The organism is Flectobacillus sp. BAB-3569 (assembly GCF_002270355.1).
Classification (GTDB): Bacteria; Bacteroidota; Bacteroidia; order Cytophagales; family Spirosomataceae; genus Flectobacillus; species Flectobacillus roseus.
Genome location: NZ_NJFZ01000005.1, coordinates 177,454 through 203,106 on the forward strand (window position 1 = coordinate 177,454; position 25,653 = coordinate 203,106).

Here is a 25,653-nt window from a genome sequence, read left to right on the forward strand (position 1 = left end):
ATAAATTTAAGTGTAATCTAATAATGAGCCAATCGAATCTCCTAAAATATAGTGCCCATTCAATAATAACCCTAAAGAAAACGCTTTGGTTTCGGACTTGTAATCCCAAATATTTAATACACCTATCACTCAAAACCCAACAGAGTATTAATGTGTATTTTGTACTTTTCTGAATAAAACCAATTCCCTCATTCTATGAAAAGAAATTTTTTAAAAACTTGTTTAACAGTACTTTGTGGAGGACTTCTTAGTTTATCCACATCGAGTGCCCAACAATACCAAGCCAATTGGGCATCTATAGACTCGCGTCCTATTCCCAACTGGTTTGAGGATGCCAAATTCGGGATCTTTATTCACTGGGGACTATTCTCTGTGCCTGCTTGGGGACCAACCGCCAAAAATAATGTAGGTATTTACGACCGATATTCAGAATGGTATTGGCAAACCTTGACTAATTCCAAAAGACCTGGGTATGCTTCTACCCTAGCCTTTCATGAAAAAGCTTTTGGTAAAGATTTTAAGTATCAAGATTTTGCCAAAGGGTTTACTTGCGAAATGTATGACCCTAGCGACTGGGCAAATATTTTTGAAAATGCTGGTGCCAAATATGTTGTGCTCACTTCCAAGCACCACGAAGGATATACGCTTTGGCCAAGCGCTCAGGCTTGGAATTGGAATGCTGTTGATTTGAATCCGCATCGTGATATTGCAGGTGATTTGACCAAGGCTGTAAAAGGCAAAGGCTTGCGCATGGGTTTTTATTATTCTTTGTACGAATGGTTTAACCCTTTATACAAAAAGGATGTGGATACTTATGTTACTGCTCACATGATTCCGCAAATGAAGGATTTGGTGACACGCTATACGCCAGATATTTTGTGGACTGATGGCGAATGGGATCATCCTTCAGAAAAATGGAAAAGTACGGAGTTTTTGGCATGGCTCTATAACGACTCTCCATCAAAGGCTGAGGTCGTAGTAAATGACCGCTGGGGAAAAGAAACACGTAGCAAACACGGAGGAATTTATACTACCGAATATGACTTGGTACATGATGCTAATTCGAGCAGCATGGAAATAGCCCATCCTTGGGAAGAGTGTAGAGGTATTGGCTCTTCTTTTGGCTATAATAGAAATGAAAATTTGGAAGATTATTCCTCGTCAAAGCAGTTAATAGATATTCTTATTGACAAAGTAGCTCGTGGAGGAAACTTGTTACTAAATGTTGGTCCAACAGCCGATGGACGTATTCCTGTGATTATGCAACAGCGTTTGGCAGATATAGGAAAATGGTTGAAAATTAACGGAGAAGCTATTTATGGTACTCGTAAATGGGAAAAATCACCCAAGGTTACTCCAGAAACTAAGGTTTTCTATACCAAGAAAAATAAAGATTTATATGTGCTATTAACTCAATGGAAAAATACACCTGTTACTATCGAAGGTGTTTCGGGTGGTACAGTAAGTATGTTGGGATACAACGGAGCTATTAAAGTTCAGAAAAAAGGAAATACGCTGACCATAACGCTTCCTGTGCTCACGCCTGATGTCAATCCAAGTGAATATGCTTGGGTCTTTAAGATTTCGGGTGCATTATAAAAAATAAAAACCCGAAGGCTACAAGCTAACGGGTTTCTGGTTTCACTCTCAAAATTAAATTTTGAATTTTTGACTTGAACGTTGTTCGTTCAATTACAGCCTTTTCGCCTCTTCCCAATACACATCCATCTCGGCTAGGGTCATATCTTGTAAGGTTTTACCTTGTTCTTTTGCTCTTGATTCAATATGTTGGAATCGCTTGATGAACTTTTTGTTGGTTCTTTCTAAAGCGGATTCAACATTGATGTTGACAAATCTTGCGTAATTGACTAGAGAAAACAATAAATCTCCAAATTCAGCTTCTGCCTTTTCAGTATCAATGGCTGATTTTTCAACCACATTAAATTCAGCTTTGAATTCTTGCATTTCTTCCTCGACTTTCTCCCAAACCTGTTCTTTTTCTTCCCAGTCGAAGCCAGCTCCACGAGCTTTTTCCTGAATACGCATAGCCTTTACTAAAGCTGGAAGCGATTTTGGTACACCAGCCAATACAGACTTGTTACCTTCTTTCATCTTAAGTGCTTCCCAATTTTGCTTGACTTGCTCCTCGGTTTCAGCTTTTACATCACCATAAATATGTGGATGACGGAAAATCAGTTTTTCACAAAGACCATTCAATACATCAGCAATATCAAAAGTATTGGTTTCTGAAGCAATTTTTGAGTAAAATACCATGTGAAGCATAATATCGCCGATTTCCTTTTTGATTTCGAGCATATCTCCTTCTACAATGGCATCCGAAAGTTCGTAGGTTTCTTCAATCGTCAAGTGACGCAATGAATTAATGGTTTGTTTTTTATCCCAAGGACACTGCTCTCTCAACTCATCCATGATTGTTAAGAGGCGGTTAAACGCCATCAATTGATCTTTTCTTCTTTCGGGTAAAGCTTCAAATTCCATCCTTTCCTGTTCCCAATACGTTTGTTGTGCTTACAAAGTTAGTGAAAGTTATTTATAAAATCCCCAATGTATAATAGGACTTTTTGGGTTTTGTGGGAATAAAACTCAAAAAAATATGCATTTTCTCGTTGGTTAGATACAAAAAAGAGGGCATCGCTAAGCAATACCCTCTTTTTTGTATCTAATTTCCTGTATTAGAAGCTCTTCCATTTAATAGCACAACCAACAGCTTTGGTATTATTTACCATCACTGGTCGTCCGCTCAACAGATTGTTGACAGCATCTTCTACAAATTTTTTGTTCACCGCGCTGGCGTCTTGTGAATTGTCGTCGATCGCCCCTATATATTGAACCGTAAATCTATCTCCTTCTTTTTTGAGTACGAAGCACGAAGGTGTTCTGGTTGCCCCAAAAGCTTTGGCTACCTCTTGAGTTTCATCTTGCAAATACGGAAATGTAAAACCTTTACTTGGAGCTGTCAGGCGCATATTGGCAAATGAATCTTCTTCGTAAGCATTTGGGTCATTTGGATTAATAGCAATCACTGGGTATCCTTTTGATGCAAATTTGTTGTTCAAATCTACAACTCTTGAATCGTATGCCTTCGAAAATGGGCAGTGATTGCAAGTAAACACCACAATATATCCTTTTACATTGCGATTGTCGCTCAAGGATAACATGCGACCATCAATATTTTTCAGTTGAAAATCGCTAACGGTTTGCCCAATGTTATAACCAGATTGGGCATTAATAGTGCCTATATTCGCCAACAGAGTAATGATAATGAACAAATATTTGGCGAAAAGGGCTTTTTTGATGATATGATGAATGACTGATTTCATTTTAGATAGTGTATTAAAGAGCGCACAAAATAGTACAAAATGCCAGACAAATAAATAATTACTACAAGATAATTACCAGAATTGAAAAATCTGACTGGTTGTGAATGGATATGAGAAGTGCTACATGCGTGAAAAAGAGTAGGTAAATTGTGCCTTAATTACAATGCAAATACGTAATAATAAAAGACTTAGTTCATTTTTGATTGAGTATTTTACCTTTAAACGTGGGATTGTTTAAAATGGTACTATTCTTAAAAAAATATTTACTAAACGGTCTATTTTTGAATGAATGCTTAAGTAAAATAACCTACAAAAGCCAAATACTTATGCCTAAGTATCTAAAGTTTTGATTGTTAGTTGATTATATTTCTAAAAAAGTCGTTATAAGATTTCGAAAATTCAAAATCTCTTGTTAAATTTGCATCCCTTTTAGGGGCAAATGGGATTTGTCAAACCCTCTAATTAGCTTCAGAAAATCCATTTGCTTGAATTATAGCTAGTTAGTTTAAAAATACAATACAATGTACGCAATCGTAGAAATCGCTGGTCAGCAATTTAAAGTTGAGAAAGACCGTTACCTTTACACGCATCGTTTAGCGGGTGAGGAAGGCGCTGCACTAGTTTTCGACAAGGTTCTTCTTGTTGACAATGATGGAGATATTAAAGTAGGTGCTCCAATCGTTGAAGGTGCAACTGTATCAGGTAAAATTTTGGCTCACGTTCGTGGCGAAAAAGTTATCGTTTTCAAAAAGAAACGTCGTAAAGGCTATCAAAAACAAAACGGTCACCGTCAAGATTTGACTAAAGTTTTAATCGAAGGTATTACATTCTAATTTAGTCTTAAGTTATTAGTTGAAAGACTTCTGGTTTAGGTCGTATTATTCATAACTTAACGTAAAAACATTACAAAAAAATGGCACACAAGAAAGGTGCGGGTAGTTCGAAGAACGGCCGTGAGTCACATAGCAAACGCTTAGGCGTTAAAATCTACGGTGGTCAACCTGCTATTGCTGGTAATATCATCATCCGTCAGAGAGGTACTGCTCACAATCCTGGCAAAAACGTAGGTATCGGTAAAGACCATACTTTGTTTGCTTTGGTTAGTGGTACTGTACAATTCAAAAAAGGTTTCAAAGGTCGTTCTTTCGTAGAAGTTATTCCTGCTGAAGCTTAATAACGATTTTACCCATAAAAAAGGATGCTTGTTTAACAAGCATCCTTTTTGCTTTATAATGCATATATCGCGTCGGACTCGATGAAGGTAGTTCTTTCTGGAAAACTTTCTTTCGATGCCTTTATCAACATCCTTACTATTTTGTCTACATGGACTCCTCTATATTTCTTCAATGGACCTATCATCAGTGGACTTAGTATACTATCTAATACAACGCCCAATTTCTCACCAAAACGAAACTCTCCTCGATTTCCTAAAATTAATGACGGTCGAACACAAACAAGCTTGGCGAATTCTAACGCACTAAGTTTTTGTTCTAATTCTCCTTTGGTTCTTAAATAATAACTTGAAGAATTGGCATCTGCCCCTATCGAGGATACAAGGATATAATTTTCGATTCCATTTGAGTGTGCTATCTGACCAACTTGGTATGGATATTCGCAGTCAATCAAATATTGAGCTTTCTTACTGCCTGCTTTCTTGAGAGTTGTCCCCATCGCACAGAATAACACATCTCCTTTTACTTTGCTAGTATCTGGATGCTCAAAATCAAAAATGACTTGTTCTAGTTTAGGATTTGTAATAGAGAGAGGCTTGCGAACTAATAGGGTTACTTTTAAGAAGTAATCATCTTGAAGAAGCTGTTGAGTAAGCGTGCTACCGACTAAGCCAGTAGCACCAATGATAATAGCATGTTTCATTATCCTAGAATATTCCATTTGATGCCCCACTTAGCTAAGCGGTACAATACAGAAACACGAAGTACGCCGAGTCCATATTTAGAACTTCTCATAAAATTGATGGAAGAAGCCTCTTCAAAATATTTGGTTGGACAGGTTACTTCTGCAATCTCAAATCCATGCCAAAAGATTTGAGCAATCATTTCGTTATCAAATACAAAGTCGTCGTCGCAACGTTCAAATGGTACTTTTTGAAGAACCTCTCTTGAGAACGCACGGTAGCCTGTATGATATTCAGAAAGCTTTTGACCTAACAAAACGTTTTGGAAAAACGTTAGAAATCTGTTAGCAATGTATTTGTACATAGGCATGCCTCCTTTGAGTGCACCCATGCCTAAGATACGTGAACCAAATACTACTGGATATAACTCATTACCGATGATAGAAATCATCGCAGTAAGCAACATTGGCGTATATTGATAGTCTGGGTGTAACATAATAACAATATCACCGCCCAACTCCAATGCTTTGTTGTAACAAGTTTTTTGATTACCCCCGTAGCCTTTGTTTTTGTCATGGCGAATTACATATTTGATTCCCAGTGATTTAGCTACATCTACGGTATTGTCAGGGCTGTGGTCATCTACTAAAATTACCTCATCGACAAGGTCGAAGGGTATTTCACGATATGTTCGTTCAAGTGTCAACGAAGCCTTATAGGCTGGCATTACAACGATAACTTTTTTGTTGTTATACATTTTTAATCAATTTTCTATGAATCAATAATTGAGTCAAATTTAAAGTAAAAATAGTCGCAAAAATACCTGAAAATCAATACAGTGAAAAGAAATGGAGCTATTAATATGCTCGAAGATTACAAGTGGTATACATTGGTATGACTAAAAGTTTGGCAATTTAAGATTTTACTAAATTTTAAACAAAATCAAGGCCAAACTTATATTTATCTCTCGCTTGTTGCCAATTCCTTTATCTTTGTGTTTTTTTGCCCTTTTACGAATGTTTAAAAGCTATCAGTATAACGAGTAAATATTTGTAACAACTTGTAGCTTAGATTATTGACAAAAATAGTACTTTGCAAAGTTTATCATTGCCTATCTTTTCCTGTTAATTATTCATTTGAATTTTCGGAGTCGTACGACTCTTTAAAAATATTTTGTACGTGATAGATTATTCCTTACAAACCATACTCAAAGCTTACGCAAAACGCTTAACCAACCTAAGCGCCAAGAATAAGTCTTTGCTATTATTGAATCTCCCCAATGAGCAATTTATAGACTTACACGAACTTGATTTTTTACATAATCAACCATCGTTTATGTTGATTGAGCAGCTTATAGCTCAAAAAAATGCTATTTCTCTGTGTGATACGCTCGACCCTCGAAATGTAAAAGTTAACGAGGTAAGCAAGAGACTGAAGAAGATTTCTCGTACCGAAAAATTTATTGAAGAAGAGCGTGGAGCCAAAGACTTATATGTTGGGTATCCGATGGTAAAAGGGAAGCTGATGGACGGCACTGTAGTACGCTGTCCATTATTATTTTTCCCAGTTACGCTTACGCAAAAAGCACAGCGTTTGTCGCTCAATTCGAGTACAGATACTGGTTCTGGGATTAAGTGGCACTTACAGCGCCGAGAAGAGCCTGTGACCTTTAACCGTAGTTTTTTGCTAGCCTATTCGCACTTCAATGAGATTAAAATTTTCGATAATTTTTTAGAATATACCTTTGAAGATTTTTCGAAAACCTCGCTTGAGTTTCGAACACAACTCTATGAATTACTGAAGGTTTCGCCACTAAATGTCAATTTTAATCAAGAGCTTTTTACAAATCAATTACAGTATTTTGAAAAAAGTACCAAGGCTGATTTAGAGCAAATGGAGAAAAACGGCGAACTAAAATTATATCCTCAGGCAGTGCTTGGAATATTTCCTCAAGCAGGATCGTTTTTAGTGCCAGATTATGATTTTTTGATAGAAGAATCTCAAAACAATATTACTGGATTATTCCGTGAAGGTGAGGCACAGTGGTTACACCCTAGCTTAAGCATGATTCAGCCCACTAAAATCCGAGAAGAGAAGCTATTAACTCCGCTGGCGATAGATGCTTCACAGGAAGAAATTATTCGGGAAGTAAAGATTGGGAAATCGCTTGTGGTGCAAGGCCCTCCAGGCACAGGCAAGTCACAGTTGATATGCAACTTGGTCGCTGACTTTACTGCACGCGGCAAATCGGTTTTGGTTGTGTCGCAGAAACGTGCGGCGCTTGATGTGGTTTATGAACGTTTGCGCCAAATTGGGATGGAACAATTTGTGGGAAGTGTTCACGATTTTAAGAATGACAGAAAAGCGCTGTACAGTCAAATTTTGCACCAAGTAGAGCAAATAGACGCTTACAAAAAGCATAATTATAGTTTAGATGGTATCTTTTTGGAACGTAGTTTTGACCAAGAATCTCGTCGGATCGACAAAATTGTAGAGGAGTTGGATTCTTTCAAAACGGCCTTGTTTGATACTTCCTTATGCGGTGTTTCGGTCAAAGAATTATATCTCACTAGCCAGCCGGATGCCCCCTATGTTGATTTAAGCAATTTTTATCAAGACTATCGTTTTGACCAGTTAGACGATTTTTTGACTCGTTTTCAAAAATATTGTCAATATACTCGTCTATTTCGTCATGATTCGATTGGGAAGAATTTTTGGAATAAAAGAAAGCGATTCAATAGCCTGACTTTTTCGGATGTAAAACACTGGCAGGAGCTTTTTTCTAAGACTTTTAAAGCTACTCAAACGGTATTTCAAGAACTTGAAAGCTTATTAGAGTCAAAAATCCAATATGATGATTTGCAGAATCTTATTCAGGAAAGAGACGAACTGAAAAGTATTAGCGCTATTTTGACCTCAAATAGCTATTTTGATGCGCTAAAGTATCGAAAACAACAAAAACACTCATTGCGAGCCTTAGAGTTTTCGCAGCTTTTTGAGCAAATCAAAGCAATTTTTGGCGTAGAAGGCATCGAAATCACGTTGGATTCTTCGGCATTAAAACCATTTTTACATAAGTTAATTGAGGCACTAGATGCCAAATCTAATGCGATTGGAGGAATGGTTTGGTCACTTTTCTCTAAACAAAAAAAGGATATACAAGACGTGGTCGTAGCCAATGGGCTCACGATGTCTGCCGATGATTTGAGACGCTTACAAATGCGTATTCAAAACCGTATTAAACTTGAGGAATGGTGGACAGAGTTTGGGCATCTATTTTGGGTAAAATCTCAAGGTAATATTTCCTCAGAACGTCCTATCTGGCTAGGCAAGGGCTTTCGATGGTTTGAACGCCATTTTGAGATGATGCACAAGGCGATTCAGACAGATATGGTTTGGCAAGAAACGCACTTAAGTTTGTTAGTTGATATTTCATCATTTGATTACGAATCGGTAAAAAATCTTTTAGAAGATATACACGCATCGCTTGAAGGGTACGCGGAGATGCATGTCTATTCACAACCTTATCTGAGTGAATCTCAGTTAGAGATGTTGGTGAACATCAAAGCGTCCGAAGCGAGCGATATCATCGCTTATCTTGATGAACACTTTGATTTGATGCTCGAAGCAGATGAAATCCATCGCTCCTTTTCTACCAGAGAAATGGATTTAATTAGCTTGCTAGAAAAAGAGGCTAATCTCGAAGATTCGCCTATCGAATTATTTACCAATAATTTAAAACTAGCTTGGATTGAGGCGATAGAGCAGCGTTACCCCATTTTACGAGGTGCTAGCACACTCAAATTACAACAATTAGAAGAAGATTTACAAAAATCTATCGAACAAAAGCAGCAGCTCAGTAAGGAGATTTTGCAGCTCAAACTCCGTGAAAAAACGTACCAGTCGATAGAAGTTAACAGGCTTCAAAACGTTACAACCTATCGTGATTTGAAGCATCAGGTTTCGAAAAAACGTAAGATTTGGTCTATTCGAAAACTTATTGCAGAGCTTTCAGATGAAGTATTTAATCTGATTCCTTGCTGGTTAGCCTCACCAGAGACAGTTTCGGCAATTTTTCCTCTGACGACTCATAATTTGGCTATTTCGGAGAAAAATTCCACAGGATATCACCCTGTTATCTTTGATTTAGTCATTTTTGATGAAGCTTCCCAATGTTACGCTGAGCAAGGAATTCCTTCGATTTTTAGAGGAAAACAAACGGTAATTGCTGGGGATTCGAAACAACTGCAACCCTCCGATTTATATCGTATCCGTTTTGATGATGAGGATGAAGATATTCCTGCTTTAGAAGTCGATTCATTCTTGGATTTAGGATGTCAATTTTTACCACAAATGCAGTTGCGTGGGCATTATCGAAGTCGTTCGCTAGATTTGATAGATTTTTCAAATCAACATTTTTATCAGAACTCTCTTCAGCTTTTACCAAGATTTGAGGATATGAATGATAGTGACTCCTCAATTGAGTATATTCAAGTATCAGAAGGTATTTGGAATAATCATTGTAATGCCGTTGAAGCTGATGTTATTTTGACCTTAGTAAAAGAATTACGGGCAAATACACCCGATAAATCCATTGGAATCGTAACTTTCAACTATCGTCAGCAAGTTTATATTCAAGATTTGCTAGAGCAGCATTTGCATGCTCAAGAGAAATTGACTAAAAATGGACAAGAGCCTATTTTTGTCAAGAACATAGAAAATGTTCAAGGCGACGAAAGAGATATTATTATTTTCTCGGTAGGTTATGCGCCTGATGCTACAGGGCGTTTTACGATGAACTTTGGTGCCTTGAATATGTCTGGGGGAGAAAACCGCCTAAATGTTGCTGTAACGCGTGCCAGAGAGCGTGTGTATGTCATTACCAGTATTGCTCCTGAGCAATTGAAAGTAGATGATGCCACGCATGAAGGACCTAAATTATTAAAACAGTATTTGGAATATGCTCGTCGAGTTTCGGAGGGATTATATTCTCCTCAACCTCATATTTCAAAAAACTATTGGGCTGAATGGCTGTTGAAAGAACAATTAAGCAAGAAAGTAGTTTCGTTCGTAAAAGAACTTCCTTTTGCAGATTTGACCATTAAATCTGCGCAACAGTACCAAGGTGTTGTGCTTACCGACGATGATTTGTTCTATGATGCACGTTCTGTAAAAGAGTCTTTTGCTTATTTACCATTGGAATTACAGCGTAAAGGGTGGAGTTTTACCCGTTATTATAGCCGTCAGCTTTGGAAAAAGGTTATCCCTTGATTTTAAGTATGAAGGTTTTGATTCTCTCACATTGAATCTGTCTCATCGAGGCAGATTCAATATACAATTTTAACCTTCAAACTCATGAAAAGTACGTTACTGCATTTGAGAATTCCCTTCTCATTTTTTTTAATGCCAGTATTTTGGTTTGCACTTAGCCAATCATCTACTCTACATACCGATAAAGCCATTTTAGTCTTTATTCTTTTGCATTTGCTGATATATCCTGCCTCAAATGCCTACAATAGCTTTTATGACAAAGATGAGTCTTCCATTGGTGGTTTAGAGAATCCCCCACCAGTAACCAAGGACTTGTATTACACCGCTTGGTGCCTTGATATTGCAGCCATTATTTTAGCTTGGTTTTTCGATTCTTGGATTTTGGCATTGGGCTTATTCTTGTACAGCACAGTTTCCAAAGCCTATTCTTATGATAAAGTTCGCTTAAAAAAATATCCAATTATCAGTTGGTTGACAGTCGGCGTGTTTCAAGGAGGATTTACCTATTTGTTAGTATTACAATCAGCGGGACAATTGACTTGGTCAGAATTATTTTCTTCAAATAACCTTTTACCAGCAGTCTTGAGTACTTGTAATCTTTTAGGTTTTTATCCGATGACACAAGTGTATCAGCATGAAGAAGACGCAAAACGCGGAGATTTGACAATAAGTAGACTATTGGGTATTAGAGGAACATTTTTGTTCACAGCAGGGATTTTCTCTTTAGTTACTGTTGGCTTTTACTTCTTTTTCGCGGGAAAAATGATGATGGGATTTCCTATTTTTCTTATTTACTTGCTGATTTTATCTCCAGTTTTACTTTTTTTCAACTTATGGTTTATTAAAGTTTTGAAAAATGAAGCATTCGCAAACTTTAAAAATACCATGATTTTGAATTTTTTGGGCGGAATTTGCTTGAATGCCTTTTTTATCCTGATTTTTTTGAAAAAAGTTAAGAAATTAGTGATTTTGCAAGAAAATGATAATCAGTAAATTACGGAAACATTATCAAATAATTTAAAAAAAAGTTAAATTTTTTTTCATCAAACACTTGCATAGTAAAATTATACCCCCTAATTTTGCATCACAATTCAGCGACAAAGTAACGCTGACAACAAAAAGAAAATGCGAAAGTAGCTCAGCTGGTAGAGCGCAACCTTGCCAAGGTTGAGGTCGCGGGTTCGAACCCCGTCTTTCGCTCCACTTTAAAGCACCAATCTGGTGCTTTTTAAGTTTAGTAGGTCGGTGTAAATTGACTGAAGCCAGGGTGGTGGAACTGGTAGACACGCAGGACTTAAAATCCTGTGAGCCGCAACGCTCGTACGGGTTCGATTCCCGTCCCCGGTACCACTTCTAAAGAGAGTAATCAGCAATGGTTACTCTCTTTTCTCTTTTATAGGCTTTTCTATCTGCTTTGAGTTTTGCCAAAATATTCCTTTCCAGCGCTTTGCTAAAGTATTCCTTTCCAGCGCTTTGCTAAAGTATTTTCTGAAAATGTAATTTATACTGAAGCCAAAATACCGATGCAGCAACTACTTTAATTTTTCAATTGATCCTTTCGCAGTGACCACTGAATAGTATTTAAATCGATAAAATACCGTTCCATAACTTATTTATCATAAAATTCTATTGAATAGCCTTATCTTTGTTAGATACAGTTAATCATTTATTCTTTACAAGCAGGTGAAAATATCATTCATTGGAGCTGGCAATGTGGCTTGGCATCTTTCTCAAGCACTCGAAACAGCTAATTACGATATTGAGACGGTTTACAGTCGAAATCCATCTAATGCTCGTGCACTTACGCAACAATTGTACAATGCGCAAGTACATCGAGGCTTAGATTTTTTGGATTCTAATTCTGAGATATTCTTCCTTTGTGTATCAGATGATGCAATGGAGGAAGTTATTCGTAATTTATCACTTCCATCTGGTGCTATTTTGGTGCATACTTCTGGCTCAAAAACACTCAATGAATTGCAAGAGTTGGTAGACGTATATTTGGATGAGACTATACGTACAGGAGTGTTCTATCCTTTACAAACTTTTACAAAAATGTTCCACGTGAATTTTTCTGAAATTCCTATATGTCTGGAATCCAGCAATTTAGATGTGGAAAACTTGTTAATAACTCTCGCGCAGTCCATTTCTGACGTTACTTATGCTGTAAATTCAGAGGAGAGAAAGAGCATACATTTAGCTGCCGTTTACGCTTGTAACTTCACAAATCACCTCTGGGGAATTGCACAGGATTTGATGAAAAAAAATGATTTAGAGTTTAAATTATTAGAACCTCTCATCAAAGAAACCTTGAGAAAAGCTTTGGAGTCGGAAGATATCTTTGCCGTACAAACAGGGCCTGCAAGACGAAACGACCAGAAGATTATACAGCGACAAATAGGGGCTTTGAAAAACAATACGGGTTATAAAAAGATTTACGAAAGTATTACTGAAGATATTATTGATAAAAATACAATATGATTGACGCTCAAAAATTACAAAAAATAACCACATTCGTATTCGATATAGATGGCGTAATGACCGACGGTTCTGTTCATGTGCTAGAAACAGGAGAACATTACCGTACTTTTTACATCCGTGATGGCTACGCGTTGGAAAGAGCTATTCAGGCTGGTTATCATATCTGTGTGATTACAGGTGGCAAACACGAGGGTGTGCGTAAAAGATTACAAAATCTCAAAATCCAAGATGTATTCATGGGTTCGGGTGGAAAAAGTAAACTAGAAATTTACACACAATGGCTCGAAGATTCAGGGATTTCGGAAGATGAGATTTTATATATGGGCGATGATATTCCCGATTATCAGGTAATGTCAAGAGAAAACCTATATGCGACTTGTCCAGCGGACGCTTGCGAAGAGATTTTGGGCGTTTCTCAATATGTTTCACCTCATAATGGTGGTCGTGGTGCTGTGCGTGACATTATAGAGCAAGTGATGCGAGCACAAGAAAAGTGGTTAGTTTTTTAGGAGCTATCAAAGCACTAGTAAAACAAAAAAGCCTTAGTAGATCAAAAAACTAAGGCTTTTTACTTTATCACAAATCCATGAATGGATAAAAAACTAAACTAAAAGCTGATAGCTCTGAGCCATAAGCTATTCTGGAACTTCCATCAGCAACAATTCTACTCCCGTGGTGGTTTTGAAATGTGCTTTTTGGAGGTTTTCCAATCCTAATCCATCTCTTGACTTCAAATTTTCCTCTGCAACTTGCACTTCTCCTTCTATCACAAATACATATAAACCATTGCCTGGACGTTTTATTTGATAAGAAAAATCCTGCCCTGCTTCAAAATTACCAATGCTAAAATAAGCATCTTGGTAAATCCAAAGAGCGTCCTCTTGTTGGTCGTTGGCTGGGGTCACTACCGTTTGAAAACGATTGTGACGAGCCGCTACATCAAAAGATTGTTGAGCATAACGAGGTTTGACATTTTCTTGATTAGGAAATAACCAAATCTGAAATAAAGTCAAAGGCTCGTTTTGTTGATGGTTGAACTCTGAATGATAAATACCCGTTCCGGCACTCATTACTTGAATTTCGCCCGCCGTTATAGTTCCATAATTACCAAAGCTATCTTTGTGTGCCACTACCCCACTAGTCGGAATCGTGATGATTTCCATGTTATCGTGTGGGTGCATTCCAAAGCCCATTCCTCCTGCGATATAATCATCGTTTAGTACTCGCAAGGCTCCAAAATGGACACGAGAAGGGTCATGATAGTTTGAGAACGAAAAGGTATGTTTTGCTTTGAGCCAACCATGATCGGCTTTTCCTCTTGTATCTGCAAGATGGAGGGTTTTTTTAAGCGGTTTCATCAGAAACTCCTTTCTGGGTATAGGTTTTCAGCGTAGTGTTTATGTAAAACAAGAAAGTATGCTGAAAACCTAATTGATAAAATGTATTACATAGAGAGATAGAAAACCAAATGCTCAAACCTCTCTTTGTCTATATTACGCTTGTTTCACCAACTGAATGTTAGCTACTAATTTTACTTCTTCACTTACCAATGCACTACCAGCTTCAGTAATAGCGTTCCAAGTCAAACCGAAATCTTTACGGTTGATTTTACCTGTTACTTCAAAACCAGCTTTTACATTACCCCAAGGGTCAGTAGCAACACCTTCGAAGTCAACATCCAAGGTAACAGGAAGTGTTACTCCTTTGATAGTCAAATCTCCTTTCAGTTCAAAATCGCTACCATCTTTTACAAATGAAGTAGATTTGAATGATAAAGTTGGGAATTGCTCAACATCGAAAAAGTCAGCGCTTTTTAAGTGACCGTCACGTTGTTCGCTTTTTGTATTGATAGAGGCTGTATTAGCTTCGAATGAAATGCTTGCATTTTCAAATCCTTCTTCTGCTTCTACTGCACCTGAAAATTCTTCAAAATGACCTGTTACGGTAGTGATTACTAAGTGTTTTACTTTGAACTGGATTTCTGAGTGTGAAGGGTCGATTGCCCAAGTGTTAGTTGCCATGACTTTGTATGTTTAAATGTTGTTTGTTTTAATTTGATAATGCAAATATATGTATATACATTAAATGTTGTGATATATAATTTACGGATAAACTTGTCGATTTTACGGATTATCAAAAAAATTAGCGTTTTGAGTGGCTGGCAAGCTGTTTTTTGTACTCAGAAAAGGTTTGTCCTGTATAGTTTTTGAAGTATTTAGAAAAGTGTGCTTCATCTTCGAAGCCCAAATCGAAGGCAATTTCTTTGGCTGATACCATCCCAAAATTGGCTTTGCGTTTAATTTCCAGAATCACACGTTGCTTGATGTGTTCGGAGGCTGGTTGTCCCGTCACTTTTTTGACAGTATCATTCAAATGGCTTGGTGTAACACTCAATTGATCGGCATAATCAGCAACTTTGTTTTTTGACTAAAACGAAGTTCTACCAAATCCTGAAATCGTCTGACCAAACAAACAGATTTTGAAGATTCGTCGTGTGTCGGAGCTAATTGACTCGAAAATAATCGTGCACATTGTATCAAAAACATTTTGATTAAGCTTCTTAGCATATCTTCTTGATAAATACCATCACGATTTTGGTATTCAGCCTGAATGTTTTGAAGGATGTTTTCTAAACCAAAAGTAAGAGAGTTATCTAACGTAAAAGGCTTAAATTGAAAGGTATTGTGGAAAAGTCCAGTGTCAATCAGGAGTTCTCTGTTATTTTCATAAGTAAAGAAAAAATCACTGTCGAACGAAATGACATAACCGCTAGGAGGCGATTGAAAATGAAAAGCGTGCGCTTGACCTGGAGAAAGAAACCAAAAAGTTTGAGGATGTAAATCGAATTGTTGAAAATCAACGGTATGTGTACCTGTGCCTTCTTTTACCCAAATAATTACATAGTAATCGTGCTTGTGCATTTCGTTAGACTGCTCAGAACGGTGTTCTTCTAGCCACTGCATGGTATTGAGTTCAAAATGAAGTTTAGAAGGAGTCACCTCTTCAAGTCGAAGTGTTTTCATAGAAATTAAAAAATTAAAAATCAGACGAGCTTTGTTTCTACGATTGGTGGTTGAATGGCATAGATATTCAAATATACTAAATCTTTGAAAGCGATAAGGCGATTTAGGGAAAATTGGCTGTTTTAAATCAACAACTTAACTTTGCAATATGAATTTACAACTTGTTTCACTTCAGTTTGTCATCAAGTGGCTATTGATATGTATTATAGTCGGGTTTGTGGTAGGAAGTGCATCCGCTTTTTTTCTGGTTGCATTAGATTGGGCTACGCATTATCGTGAAAGCCATACATGGCTTATCTGGCTATTGCCATTGGCTGGTTTGGTTGTAGGTGGTCTTTATCATTATTGGGGAGCTTCGGTTGCCAAAGGGAATAACCAATTAATAGAGGAATTACAAAAATCGACTCAAACGATTCCTTTGCTCATGATGCCTTTAATATTGGTCACAACCGTTATCACGCATTTATTTGGAGGGTCGGCAGGGCGTGAAGGTACCGCTGTCCAAATGGGCGGAGCATTGGCGGATAACTTGTATTTGTGGGGCTCTAAACTGATAGAGAAACTAGGTTTTAAAAGAGATGTCGCTCATTTTGATAGAAAAATCATACTCATTGTAGGCATCAGTGCGGGTTTTGCCTCAGTATTTGGAACGCCCTTGGCAGGAACCGTCTTTGCCTTGGAAGTAGCCATTATTGGTAAAATGCGCTACGAGGCTATTTTTCCAAGCTTATTGGGTGCAATTGTAGCAGATTATGTTTGTCAGTCGGTTTGGCATGTGGGGCATACACATTATGTAGTGAGCGAACAAACGCCTTTGATACCGACCTCACTCGTATGGGCAATGTTGGCAGGAGCGATTTTTGGACTAATGGGTTTGATATTTGCCCAAATGACACATGCTTGGGGGAATTTTTTCAAGCAAAAAGTATCCTATCCTCCCCTTCGTGCTGTAATTGGAGGTGTGCTGGTGGCGATTCTTTTGATAGGCTTCAAAGCAGAGCGATATAGCGGTCTGGGAGTTCCCGTAATTGTAGAAGCATTTCAAAAGACCGTCAATTGGTATGATTTTTTGGGAAAAACTTTTTTTACTTCTCTTACGCTAGGTTCGGGATTTAAAGGTGGCGAAGTAACGCCTTTGTTTTATATAGGGGCAACTTTAGGAAATACACTTTCTACGATAATTCCTTTACCTTTGAGTTTGTTGGCGGCAATGGGTTTTGTAGGCGTATTTTCGGGCGCATCTAATACGCCATTGGCGTGTACACTCATGGGTATCGAACTTTTTGGCGCCGAATCGGCGGTATTTATGGCTATTGCATGTATTACAGCGTATTTATTTTCTGGACATGTGGGCATTTATGCTTCTCAGATTGTTGGAGGAGATAAGGCCCCCATGAAAGAAATTAATGAGTTTTTTTAGAGAAATACTAAAGTGATTTTATCAGAGATGTTTTGGTTCAGAGAATAAATGGGTTAATTTAGATGAAACCCCTTTTGTTCCTCCATCGTCTCATGCGAAATTTTTTAATACTGGTAATTATTTTAATGACACAACTTACCCAGATAAATGCACAAGAATTACAGAAAAATCTGTTTGATTCTTATGAGCAGTTTCAAGAAAAAGCAATTACCAAACGTCGTTTTGGGCATGCTACTTTGGTAAATTTACTAGAAAAACTAAAGGCAAATCCGTTGTTTGATGTCCAAATTGTAGAAAAATCGACTGAAGGACGAGCTATTTATCAAGTTAAAGTAGGAAATGGCCCAACCAAAGTGCTTTTATGGTCGCAGATGCACGGCAATGAAGCTACTGCTACGATGGCCTTGATGGATATTTTCAATTTTTTAGGAAAGGATACTCCCGCATATTCAGATTTTAAGAGGACATTACTCGAAAAATGTACTTTTTATTTTGTGCCAATGCTCAATCCTGACGGTGCTGAGGCATGGTCGAGATACACAGCTTTGGGTATAGATATGAACCGTGATGCTTTGGCTTTACAAACCCCTGAAGGGCGTTTACTGAAAAATTTAGTCAAAACCTTAAAACCTGATTTTGGTTTTAATCTTCATGACAAAGACCGTAGGTATTCGGCTGGTCAGACGGGCAATTTGGCAACGATGTCCTTTTTGGCAACGGCTTACAACGAGGCTCAAGAAGTAAACGATGTTCGCAAAAAGGCTATGCAAGTAATTGTGCAGATGAATCGTGGTTTGCAACAGTATTTACCCAATTGTGTGGGCAAATGGCCGTCAGATTTTGAACCAAGAGCTTTTGGTGATAATATCCAAAAATGGGGAACTTCGCTTATCCTTATCGAATCTGGAGGGTTTAAAAACGATCCTGAAAAACAATATATTCGTAAGCTAAATTATATCTCGATTTTATCGGCCTTGAACTCGGTTGCTACAAAGTCATACATCAACGAAACTACCGAGACTTACGATGCTTTGCCCGTAAATGGAAAGGCAATTTTTGATTTAATTATCAGAAATGTAACTATTCAAAAAGGTAAAGTAAATTATGTCGCAGATATTGCTATCAATCGTGGCGAAGAACCCGTTAGTGGAGGTGATGGTTTTGTCAATACAAGCACCGTCGAGGAAATTGGAGATATGTCGGTCTTTTTCGGAACAGAGGAAATCGACGGAAAAGGATTGACAATACAAGCAAAAAAAGAAATTAGTTTAGGAATGAAAGCCAATTTTACTTTGTTGAAAAATGACGAAGTAAAATATGTGATAATAAATGGAGTGATTCAATAAGCTCAGAAAGTCTAGAGACAGTCTAATTCAATCAAACAAATGGAAAATCCAGTGATTATTATTGGTGCAAGCGGCTTGGGCGCAGTAGCACTTGATATTTTTAAGAGAAACAATGTCGTAGTATATGCTTTTTTGGACGATAACGAGAAGTTACACAATACCGAAATAGATGATATTACCGTATTAGGGTCGCCAGACGATGAGGGATATACCAAATTGATTGGTAAAAAATGTGAAGCTTTTGTAGCAATCGACGAAACAAAGGTACGCAAAAACATCGTAGAGATGCTTCATGATGTGCGCAAAGTACAGCCTGTTAATGCCATTCATGACCAGTCTATTATTGCTTCAACGGCATCAATCGGTCATGGTAATTTGATTGCAGCAGGTGCAATTATCAACCCAAGAGCTGAAATTGGGAACCATAATATTTTACACAGTAGAGTACTGGTCGATGTTGATGCAAAGGTTGGCGATTTTGTTCAAATCGGAGCAGGAACAGTCATTGGCGCAGGAGCTGTAATCGAAGACAACGCTTTTATTGGTACAGGCGTAACTATTGTTGGTGGCGTAAAGATTGGTAAAAGTGCTCGTATTGGCGCTGGTTCTGTCGTAATTGAAGACGTAAAAGCCAAAGAAACAGTATTTGGTAACCCCGCAAAAAAAGTATAAATAAATGATTGGCTTTGAGTATTGGAGTTGTCTAAAGTGAGAACCGATTGCTCAAAGCCAAACGTTTTTATACCAGATATTTGTAATTCTACGTTATTGCCCTAAACTATACTCAGATAATTTTATAGCAAAAGAGAAGCCAATAGCTAACAAGTCTAAAGCCATAAAATACCGAATGATTTAGCGAATTGCTTTGATTTCAAGGACTTGAAAATTATTTTAGTAACTTTGAAAAAGATTCCCTGTCGTGCTTTATTTGCCACCACAGAACCACCGAATGTACTACCCAAACAATATGCATATTACATTAAGAAATACTATCCTTGTGGGGGCTGTGTTTGTCATGAGCCATCAGGTAGGATTTGCTCAAAAGAAAGATGCCTCTACCAAAAAGATTGAAATTACCCCTGCCCAACAATTGGAGGCAGAGGGGCATTTTACTGATGGGATGAAGTACTTCATGATGGAAGATTACGACAAAGCGATTGCTCCTTTGGAAAAAGCATTGTCGATAACTCCCAAAAATAGTGGTGTTCTTTATGCTTTGGGGAAAGTATATCGTAAGTTGGAGGCTGAGGATAAAGCCATAGGATATATACAAAAAGCAATAGAGCTAGATCCTAGTAATGCCAGTTATAATGAGCTTTTAGCAGATTTATATGTCAAAAATAAACAATTTTCTGAAGCACAAACTGTGTATCAAAAATTGGTAAATCTGTTTCCCAATAATCCAGAATACTATCTGCAACAGGGCGCTTTATATATTTTCGACAATCGTTTGGACGATGCCGTGAAGGCATTTGATAGAGCCGAAAAAGTATTAGGAATTAGCGAAGAACTTTCTCGCCAAAAACAAGCTGTTTTATTAAAAGTAGGAAAAGTAGATGATGCTATCAAGGAAGGAGAAAAACTAATTGCTTCCGACCCTGAAGAAATAGATTATATCATAGACCAAGCCGAGTTGTTGATTGCCAACAAAAGAAATGACCAAGCTATCCCCTATCTCGAAAAGATTCTGAAAATGAATCCTGGCAATGCGCAAGCGCACGTAATGTTGGCGCAATTGTACCAAGAGAAAGGCGATATGGATAAGTGCAACAAAGAGTTAGAATTGGCTTTTGCAGATCCTAACTTGGATGTTAATGCCAAAGCTCGTATTCTTATGAGTTACGTTTCGATGATGAAGGATGAAAAGTCGAAACAAATGGCATTCAACTTAGTAAAGTCTTTGATTGTAGCTAATCCCAAAGATCCCAAATCTCATGCGATTTATGGAGATTTGTTGTTTCAAAAAGGAGAAGTTGCCGAAGCACGTAACGAATATGTAAAGGCTGCTCACTTAGACCCCTCTGTCAATGAAGTTTGGGGTCGAATCATTCAGCTAGACTTTGATTTGAATCAAATAGATAGTGCTATCGTACATTCGGAGGAGGCTATCGAAGTGTTTCCTAATCAGTCCATTTTTTGGTATTTGAATGGCTCAGCACATTATCGTAAACGTAACAACGAAAAAGCGATTGAAGCGCTCGAAGAGGCTAAGCGATTGGCACCTGAGGGATATGAGTTGGCACAACATATATTTGCCCAATTAGGCGATACTTACAATAGTATTGGCAAACATGAAAAATCGGATGAGGCATACGAAGCTGCCTTGAAAGAAGATCCAGACAACGATCATGTGCTTAATAATTATAGCTATTTTTTGTCTTTGAGAAAAGTAAAACTCGAAAAGGCTGCACAAATGGCCAATAGATTAGTTGAACGCCATCCCAACAATGGAACCTATTTGGATACATACGCTTGGGTATTGTACGAAATGAAAGACTTTGCCAAAGCGAAAATTTATCTAGAAAAAGCTGTCGAAAATAACGTAAATAAGAGCGGAACAATCGTTGAACATTATGGAGATGTACTTTTTCAATTGGGTGAAGTTTCCAAAGCTGTAGAGCAATGGAAAAAGGCAAAAACAATCGGAGGAACAAGCCATAATCTCGATCAAAAAATTTCGCAACAAAAGCTAATAGAATAATTCACAACAAGCATAAATTAAAGCCACAGGTTTAATTGCTTTATTGATAACAGACAAATGAATAAACTAATCATTGGAGGTGTCGTATTGATGTTGGGTATTGCTTCTTGTAAAAAACCAGCAATTAATAAATCTCCTGAACTTGTTTCAACAACCACAGACTCCTTAAAAAAAGAAACTTCTAATGTTGTAGTAGCTCCCACAACAGACTCATCGAAAGTAAGTGTGGATAATGCTCCTAAAACAGAAGATGCTGAAATAGAAAAGGTAAGCGTTGACGAAGTAGATTTTAAATATCTTAAAGGAAAAGCCAAAGTAGGTATTAAAAGTACAGATGTAAACCAGACGGTCAATATGGACATTCGTGCTAAAAAGGATAGCGTGATTTGGTTGAACGTATCTGTCCCAGGTCTTCCTGTGTCAATAGCTACAGCCGTTTTTACCAAGGATTCTGTAAAAATTCACAACAAGTACGAAGGCTCGTACAATGTGTATAGATATGACCATTTTTCAGAGAAATTCAAATTCAATTTGACCTTTGATATTCTTCAGGCATTGATTGTTGGAAACCGCCCTTTCAAGAAAAATAAATCAAGAGTTATTCGTGAAAATGAATACTTTTTGCTCAAACAACGAGAAGGCAAAGTACAAATTGATAATTACATTGGTCAGGATAAAAAGCTTAAAAAGCTATTAGTAACGCAAGATGTTACCAATACCAAACTCGAAATGGATTTTGCAGACTTTACTGCACTGAATAATACAATTTTCCCACTTTCAAATCTGATTACAGTTGAGTATAAATCAGAGAAAGACCAGAAAATTTATCAGACAGTAATCAATATCAAGCATACCAAAGTCGAGCTGTTAGACGAACCTTTACAGTTCCCTTTCAAAGTGCCAGAAAAGCTTTTGAAGAAAAACTAAAACTTAATAAGATAAGCTTTAAGCAATATTGTCTTTAAAGCTTATCTTGCATTTTTGTCGAATTCAACATATTACTGATAATCCTAGTTTACCCATATCACTAACACTATTGAATCAAATCCTTAAGTAAGTAAATGCAATTATAGGGTTAAGGTTATTTTATTACTGACAAGCTCTTTTTTACTTATTTTATCAACAGGAAAATTCATATAAAGGCATATCTGTAACAGATTTTTATTCAAATAACAGATATACGATTAACTGATATACTTTCTGATAGTGTGAAATGGACATGGTAAATTTAGTTTTCCAAAATTCCATAAATACCTAAAGCCATTATAGCACAAGTGCAACATATCTACCGAATGAAGGCAGCCCTGAGAGTATTCACAGGACTGTTTGTTGTTTTCTTGGGGTTATACCTCACTCCTACTTATGCGCAACAAACCAAGCGCAAGAAAATCAATCGAGCTAAACTCGAAGCAGAAAAGCAGGCCAACATTCGTAAAATCAATGAGCTGAATGCAATTATTGCTAAAACTGAGCAAAAAAAGGAGGTTAGTGTTGGCAAACTCAACGCCTTGGGCGAACGTATCAATAAACAGAGTAAACAAATCAACTTGCTTACCGAAAACCAAGAACTTTTGGATATGGAAGTAAGTGAATTAACTCGTGAAAGTGGTCAGCTTTCTGGCAATTTGGAAAAACTCAAGCAAGAGTACGCCAAAATGGTTTTTAATGCTGCCAAAGTAAGTAACAAGTATAATCAGTTGAGCTTTTTGTTTTCGGCTCCCTCATTCAATAAGCTTGTCAAGAGATACAAATATCTTCGTCAATATTCTGAATCCAGAACACGACAAGCAACTTTGATTGAAAGTGTAAGAGAAGAACTACGTTTAGAGCAGCTAAAGATTCTTCAGAAAAAGCAAGAACAGGCCAATTTGTTGAAAGAAAAAATTCAAGAAACGCAAAATCTTGAAGATTTGAAGGTAAAGCAAACTGGCGTAGTGGCAGAGCTAAGCCAAAAAGAACAACAGTTAAAAGAACAACTTGATGCCAATAAGAGAGCTGTCGAAAAGCTGGAGAATATGATTGCTCAGATGGTAGAGAGAGAAATAAAGCGTTCGCAACAACGAATCAAGAATAGAGAAAAAGATACCCATAGCGCCAATACTGAAAGTAAGGCTAGTTCCAAAACCATCGAGCTAAGTCCAGAGGAACGAAAAGTGGCTACCTCTTTCTCTCAGTTAAAGGGCCGAATGCCATGGCCAGTGCAGAGTGGCTTTATTTCTGATCGTTTTGGAGTACATAATCACCCTGTTTTGAGAGGTGTTAAACTTAACAACGACGGAGTTGATATTCAAACTAACTCAGGAAACTCTGTATATGCTGTTTATGACGGAATTGTACGTTCAGTAGTAAATATTCAAGGTGTGAATACCATTGTAGCTATTCAGCACGGCGATTACTTTACGGTTTATGGCAAATTATCGAATGTTACTGTGCGCGAAGGACAAAGTGTATCGTCAAGTCAAAAAATAGGACAAGTAGCAACTGATGGCGATGGTACCTCAGAAATCAAATTTCAGGTTTGGAAAAACAATGCCAAACAGAATCCTGAATCTTGGCTAAGAAATCGCTAAAGCTGTTTTATAAGGCATTCATAAAGAAGGAGTTTTAACGGATTTTATGAAAAAAAAGGGCTTGAAAAGGCGAAAAAAAAGCAGTTTTTGATCTATGCCCCAAAAGATTACAGAAAAACCTTTAAAATTCCAATAGAATTCATAATTTTGCAGTCCAAATTTTTCCTAGCCTACAAAGGTCAAATTGATAGATAAAAGAAGTACTTTGATGAGGAAAAGGTTCATCTATCAGCTAAATACAAAATTACATAGAAAGTTGTTTATTAATACATTTCATCAAGTTTGGTAAACAACCCTAAACGAATAATTATAAAACCCCAATGGCAAAAAAAGAAGAACACAAAAACCTTGAATTTTTGGAGAGTCCAGAAGGATTGAAGCAAGAATTAGGACACGACATCGAAAAAGTGCAACAAACCGTAGAAAAAAATAAAGGTTTAATTTCTGGTGTTGCTGGTGCGATTATCGTAGCAGTGATTGGCTATTTCGGTTATAAATATTATGTTTCAACTCAAGATGAAGCAGCTCAAGCAAAAATGTTTAATGCTGTTTACAAATTTGAAGCTGATTCAAACAAAGTAGCAGCACAAGAGTTTTCTAAATTAGCAAATGAGTTCGGCGGAAATGCTGGTAACTTGTCTAATTTTTATGCAGGTGTTGCAGAGTTGAAAGAAGGTAAATATGATGCTGCTATCGACCACTTAAAGTCATTCAGTAGTTCAGATTTATTGGTTCAAGCTCGTGCATATTCTTTAATTGGTGATGCTTACGCTGAGAAAAAATCTTTCGGCGATGCTATCGATTATTACAAAAAAGCTTCTGAATACAAAGCAAACAAATTCTTTACTCCATCATATTTGATGAAGTTGGCTGCTGCTTACGAGGCAAACAAGCAAAACAAGGAAGCTTTGGATGTTTACAACGAAATCGTAGAGAAGTACGCAGAGTCAGCTGAATATATCAACGCCAAGAAATACAAGGCGGTGTTAGAAGGCTCTGTCTCTGAATAAGAAATAAATCAAAATATTGATTACATCAGAAGGGATAAGAGCTTAAGTTCTTGTCCCTTTTTTGTTATAACTTTTACAAAACAATCCTAAAATGTCATCGGCCCACAAAAATCTCAGTATATTTTCGACAGATAATTTACCAGATATTATAGAAAAAAGATTTGCTATCGTTGTAGCAGAATGGAACGAAGAAGTTACCAATGCATTGGCAGATGGCGCTCACAAAACGCTTTTAACTTATGGTGCACAAGAAGAAAATATCTTACGTGTTACAGTACCAGGAAGTTATGAACTAAGTTATGGAGCACAAAAAATGGCACAACGTGAGGATATCGATGCTGTTATTTGTATCGGTTGTGTAATTCAAGGCGAAACGAAACACAATGATTATATCAACCATGCCGTTGCTCAAGGATTAACCAATGTGAGCTTAAAATACGATAAGCCTGTTGTATTTGGTGTACTAACGCCAAATACCGAGCAACAAGCCCTTGATCGTGCGGGTGGTATTCATGGTAACAAAGGTGACGAAGCTGCTATTACAGCAGTTAAAATGTTGAAGTTTTAAGAGTAAAAAATAAATGGGAAAAGGTTTTACCCATTACCACGACAATCTCAAGCATATAATAACCAGA

General features: G+C 37.3%; 23 protein-coding genes and 2 tRNA genes. 17 read left to right on the top strand and 8 right to left on the bottom strand.

Annotated features, from left to right (window positions below):
• The first annotated feature begins 195 nt into the window (after positions 1–195).
• A complete protein-coding gene (locus BWI92_RS04505) occupies positions 196–1,599 on the top strand; it encodes an alpha-L-fucosidase (protein WP_095160936.1) in 1,404 nt (467 codons plus the stop codon).
• A gap of 93 nt (positions 1,600–1,692) precedes the next feature.
• Here BWI92_RS04505 and mazG read toward each other — a convergent pair whose 3' ends face one another.
• Together mazG and BWI92_RS04515 are read right to left on the bottom strand one after the other, a co-directional pair.
• Positions 1,693–2,499, bottom strand: coding sequence for a nucleoside triphosphate pyrophosphohydrolase (mazG, locus tag BWI92_RS04510; RefSeq protein WP_217903382.1), 807 nt, complete (start codon positions 2,497–2,499; stop codon positions 1,693–1,695).
• 194 nt (positions 2,500–2,693) lie between these two features.
• Positions 2,694–3,341 (bottom strand): thioredoxin family protein, encoded by a 648-nt coding sequence (locus tag BWI92_RS04515; RefSeq protein ID WP_095160937.1) that lies wholly within the window; start codon positions 3,339–3,341, stop codon positions 2,694–2,696.
• A 521-nt stretch (positions 3,342–3,862) separates the two neighbouring features.
• On the opposite strand from BWI92_RS04515, the gene rplU reads away from it, so the two are divergent.
• Positions 3,863–4,174, top strand: a complete 312-nt coding sequence (rplU, locus tag BWI92_RS04520) for a 50S ribosomal protein L21 (protein WP_095160938.1) — start codon at positions 3,863–3,865, stop codon at positions 4,172–4,174.
• 80 nt (positions 4,175–4,254) lie between these two features.
• On the top strand, positions 4,255–4,515 hold the full coding sequence (rpmA, locus tag BWI92_RS04525; RefSeq protein WP_095160939.1) for a 50S ribosomal protein L27: 261 nt from the start codon (positions 4,255–4,257) through the stop codon (positions 4,513–4,515).
• A 53-nt stretch (positions 4,516–4,568) separates the two neighbouring features.
• On the opposite strand, the gene BWI92_RS04530 is transcribed toward rpmA, so the two are convergent.
• Both BWI92_RS04530 and BWI92_RS04535 read right to left on the bottom strand, forming a co-directional pair.
• Positions 4,569–5,216, bottom strand: coding sequence for an NAD(P)H-binding protein (locus BWI92_RS04530; RefSeq protein WP_176464351.1), 648 nt, complete (start codon positions 5,214–5,216; stop codon positions 4,569–4,571).
• Entirely contained in the window at positions 5,216–5,953 is a 738-nt protein-coding gene (locus BWI92_RS04535) for a glycosyltransferase family 2 protein (protein WP_095160941.1), read from the bottom strand. Before BWI92_RS04535 ends, BWI92_RS04530 begins: the two co-directional genes overlap by 1 nt.
• 422 nt (positions 5,954–6,375) lie before the next feature.
• Here BWI92_RS04535 and BWI92_RS04540 point away from each other — a divergent pair, with 422 nt between their 5' ends.
• From BWI92_RS04540 to BWI92_RS04565, 6 genes are all read left to right on the top strand, one after another.
• Positions 6,376–10,467 (top strand): AAA domain-containing protein, encoded by a 4,092-nt coding sequence (locus BWI92_RS04540; RefSeq protein ID WP_229362686.1) that lies wholly within the window; start codon positions 6,376–6,378, stop codon positions 10,465–10,467.
• 84 nt (positions 10,468–10,551) lie between these two features.
• Positions 10,552–11,460 (top strand): UbiA family prenyltransferase, encoded by a 909-nt coding sequence (locus BWI92_RS04545; protein WP_095160942.1) that lies wholly within the window; start codon positions 10,552–10,554, stop codon positions 11,458–11,460.
• Between the two features lie 134 nt (positions 11,461–11,594).
• Positions 11,595–11,670: transfer RNA gene (locus tag BWI92_RS04550), tRNA-Gly, on the top strand.
• 58 nt (positions 11,671–11,728) lie between these two features.
• Positions 11,729–11,817 (top strand) — tRNA-Leu (locus tag BWI92_RS04555).
• Between the two features lie 333 nt (positions 11,818–12,150).
• Positions 12,151–12,948, top strand: a complete 798-nt coding sequence (locus BWI92_RS04560; protein WP_095160943.1) for a Rossmann-like and DUF2520 domain-containing protein — start codon at positions 12,151–12,153, stop codon at positions 12,946–12,948.
• Positions 12,945–13,457, top strand: coding sequence for an HAD family hydrolase (locus BWI92_RS04565; protein WP_095160944.1), 513 nt, complete (start codon positions 12,945–12,947; stop codon positions 13,455–13,457). Before BWI92_RS04560 ends, BWI92_RS04565 begins: the two co-directional genes overlap by 4 nt.
• Positions 13,458–13,583: 126 nt before the next feature.
• Here BWI92_RS04565 and BWI92_RS04570 read toward each other — a convergent pair whose 3' ends face one another.
• The 4 genes from BWI92_RS04570 to BWI92_RS04585 form a co-directional block, all read right to left on the bottom strand.
• Positions 13,584–14,306 (bottom strand): pirin family protein, encoded by a 723-nt coding sequence (locus BWI92_RS04570; RefSeq protein WP_095160945.1) that lies wholly within the window; start codon positions 14,304–14,306, stop codon positions 13,584–13,586.
• 135 nt (positions 14,307–14,441) lie between these two features.
• Entirely contained in the window at positions 14,442–14,969 is a 528-nt protein-coding gene (locus BWI92_RS04575) for a YceI family protein (protein ID WP_095160946.1), read from the bottom strand.
• Between the two features lie 121 nt (positions 14,970–15,090).
• Entirely contained in the window at positions 15,091–15,300 is a 210-nt protein-coding gene (locus tag BWI92_RS04580) for an AraC family transcriptional regulator (protein WP_229362689.1), read from the bottom strand.
• Positions 15,301–15,338: 38 nt separating this feature from the next.
• On the bottom strand, positions 15,339–15,971 hold the full coding sequence (locus BWI92_RS04585; RefSeq protein ID WP_095160948.1) for a cupin domain-containing protein: 633 nt from the start codon (positions 15,969–15,971) through the stop codon (positions 15,339–15,341).
• A 148-nt stretch (positions 15,972–16,119) separates the two neighbouring features.
• Here BWI92_RS04585 and BWI92_RS04590 point away from each other — a divergent pair, with 148 nt between their 5' ends.
• The 8 genes from BWI92_RS04590 (at position 16,120) to ribH (ending at position 25,586) form a co-directional block, all read left to right on the top strand.
• Positions 16,120–17,391 (top strand): voltage-gated chloride channel family protein, encoded by a 1,272-nt coding sequence (locus BWI92_RS04590; protein ID WP_095160949.1) that lies wholly within the window; start codon positions 16,120–16,122, stop codon positions 17,389–17,391.
• Between the two features lie 125 nt (positions 17,392–17,516).
• The gene (locus BWI92_RS04595) at positions 17,517–18,737 is read left to right on the top strand and encodes a M14 family zinc carboxypeptidase (RefSeq protein WP_229362691.1); all 1,221 of its coding nucleotides are present in this window, start codon (positions 17,517–17,519) and stop codon (positions 18,735–18,737) included.
• Between the two features lie 39 nt (positions 18,738–18,776).
• A complete protein-coding gene (locus tag BWI92_RS04600; protein WP_095160951.1) occupies positions 18,777–19,409 on the top strand; it encodes an acetyltransferase in 633 nt (210 codons plus the stop codon).
• Between the two features lie 295 nt (positions 19,410–19,704).
• Positions 19,705–21,438: a tetratricopeptide repeat protein gene (locus BWI92_RS04605; RefSeq protein ID WP_176464352.1), complete on the top strand. Its 1,734-nt coding sequence runs from the start codon at positions 19,705–19,707 to the stop codon at positions 21,436–21,438.
• A gap of 57 nt (positions 21,439–21,495) precedes the next feature.
• Positions 21,496–22,365 carry a DUF4292 domain-containing protein gene (locus BWI92_RS04610; protein ID WP_095160953.1) on the top strand — a complete coding sequence of 290 codons (870 nt, stop codon included), beginning with the start codon at positions 21,496–21,498 and terminating at the stop codon, positions 22,363–22,365.
• 347 nt (positions 22,366–22,712) lie between these two features.
• On the top strand, positions 22,713–24,008 hold the full coding sequence (locus tag BWI92_RS04615) for a murein hydrolase activator EnvC (protein WP_176464353.1): 1,296 nt from the start codon (positions 22,713–22,715) through the stop codon (positions 24,006–24,008).
• 320 nt (positions 24,009–24,328) lie between these two features.
• Entirely contained in the window at positions 24,329–25,018 is a 690-nt protein-coding gene (locus tag BWI92_RS04620; RefSeq protein WP_095160955.1) for a tetratricopeptide repeat protein, read from the top strand.
• 91 nt (positions 25,019–25,109) lie between these two features.
• Positions 25,110–25,586: a 6,7-dimethyl-8-ribityllumazine synthase gene (gene ribH, locus BWI92_RS04625; protein WP_095160956.1), complete on the top strand. Its 477-nt coding sequence runs from the start codon at positions 25,110–25,112 to the stop codon at positions 25,584–25,586.
• Positions 25,587–25,653 lie beyond the last annotated feature (67 nt).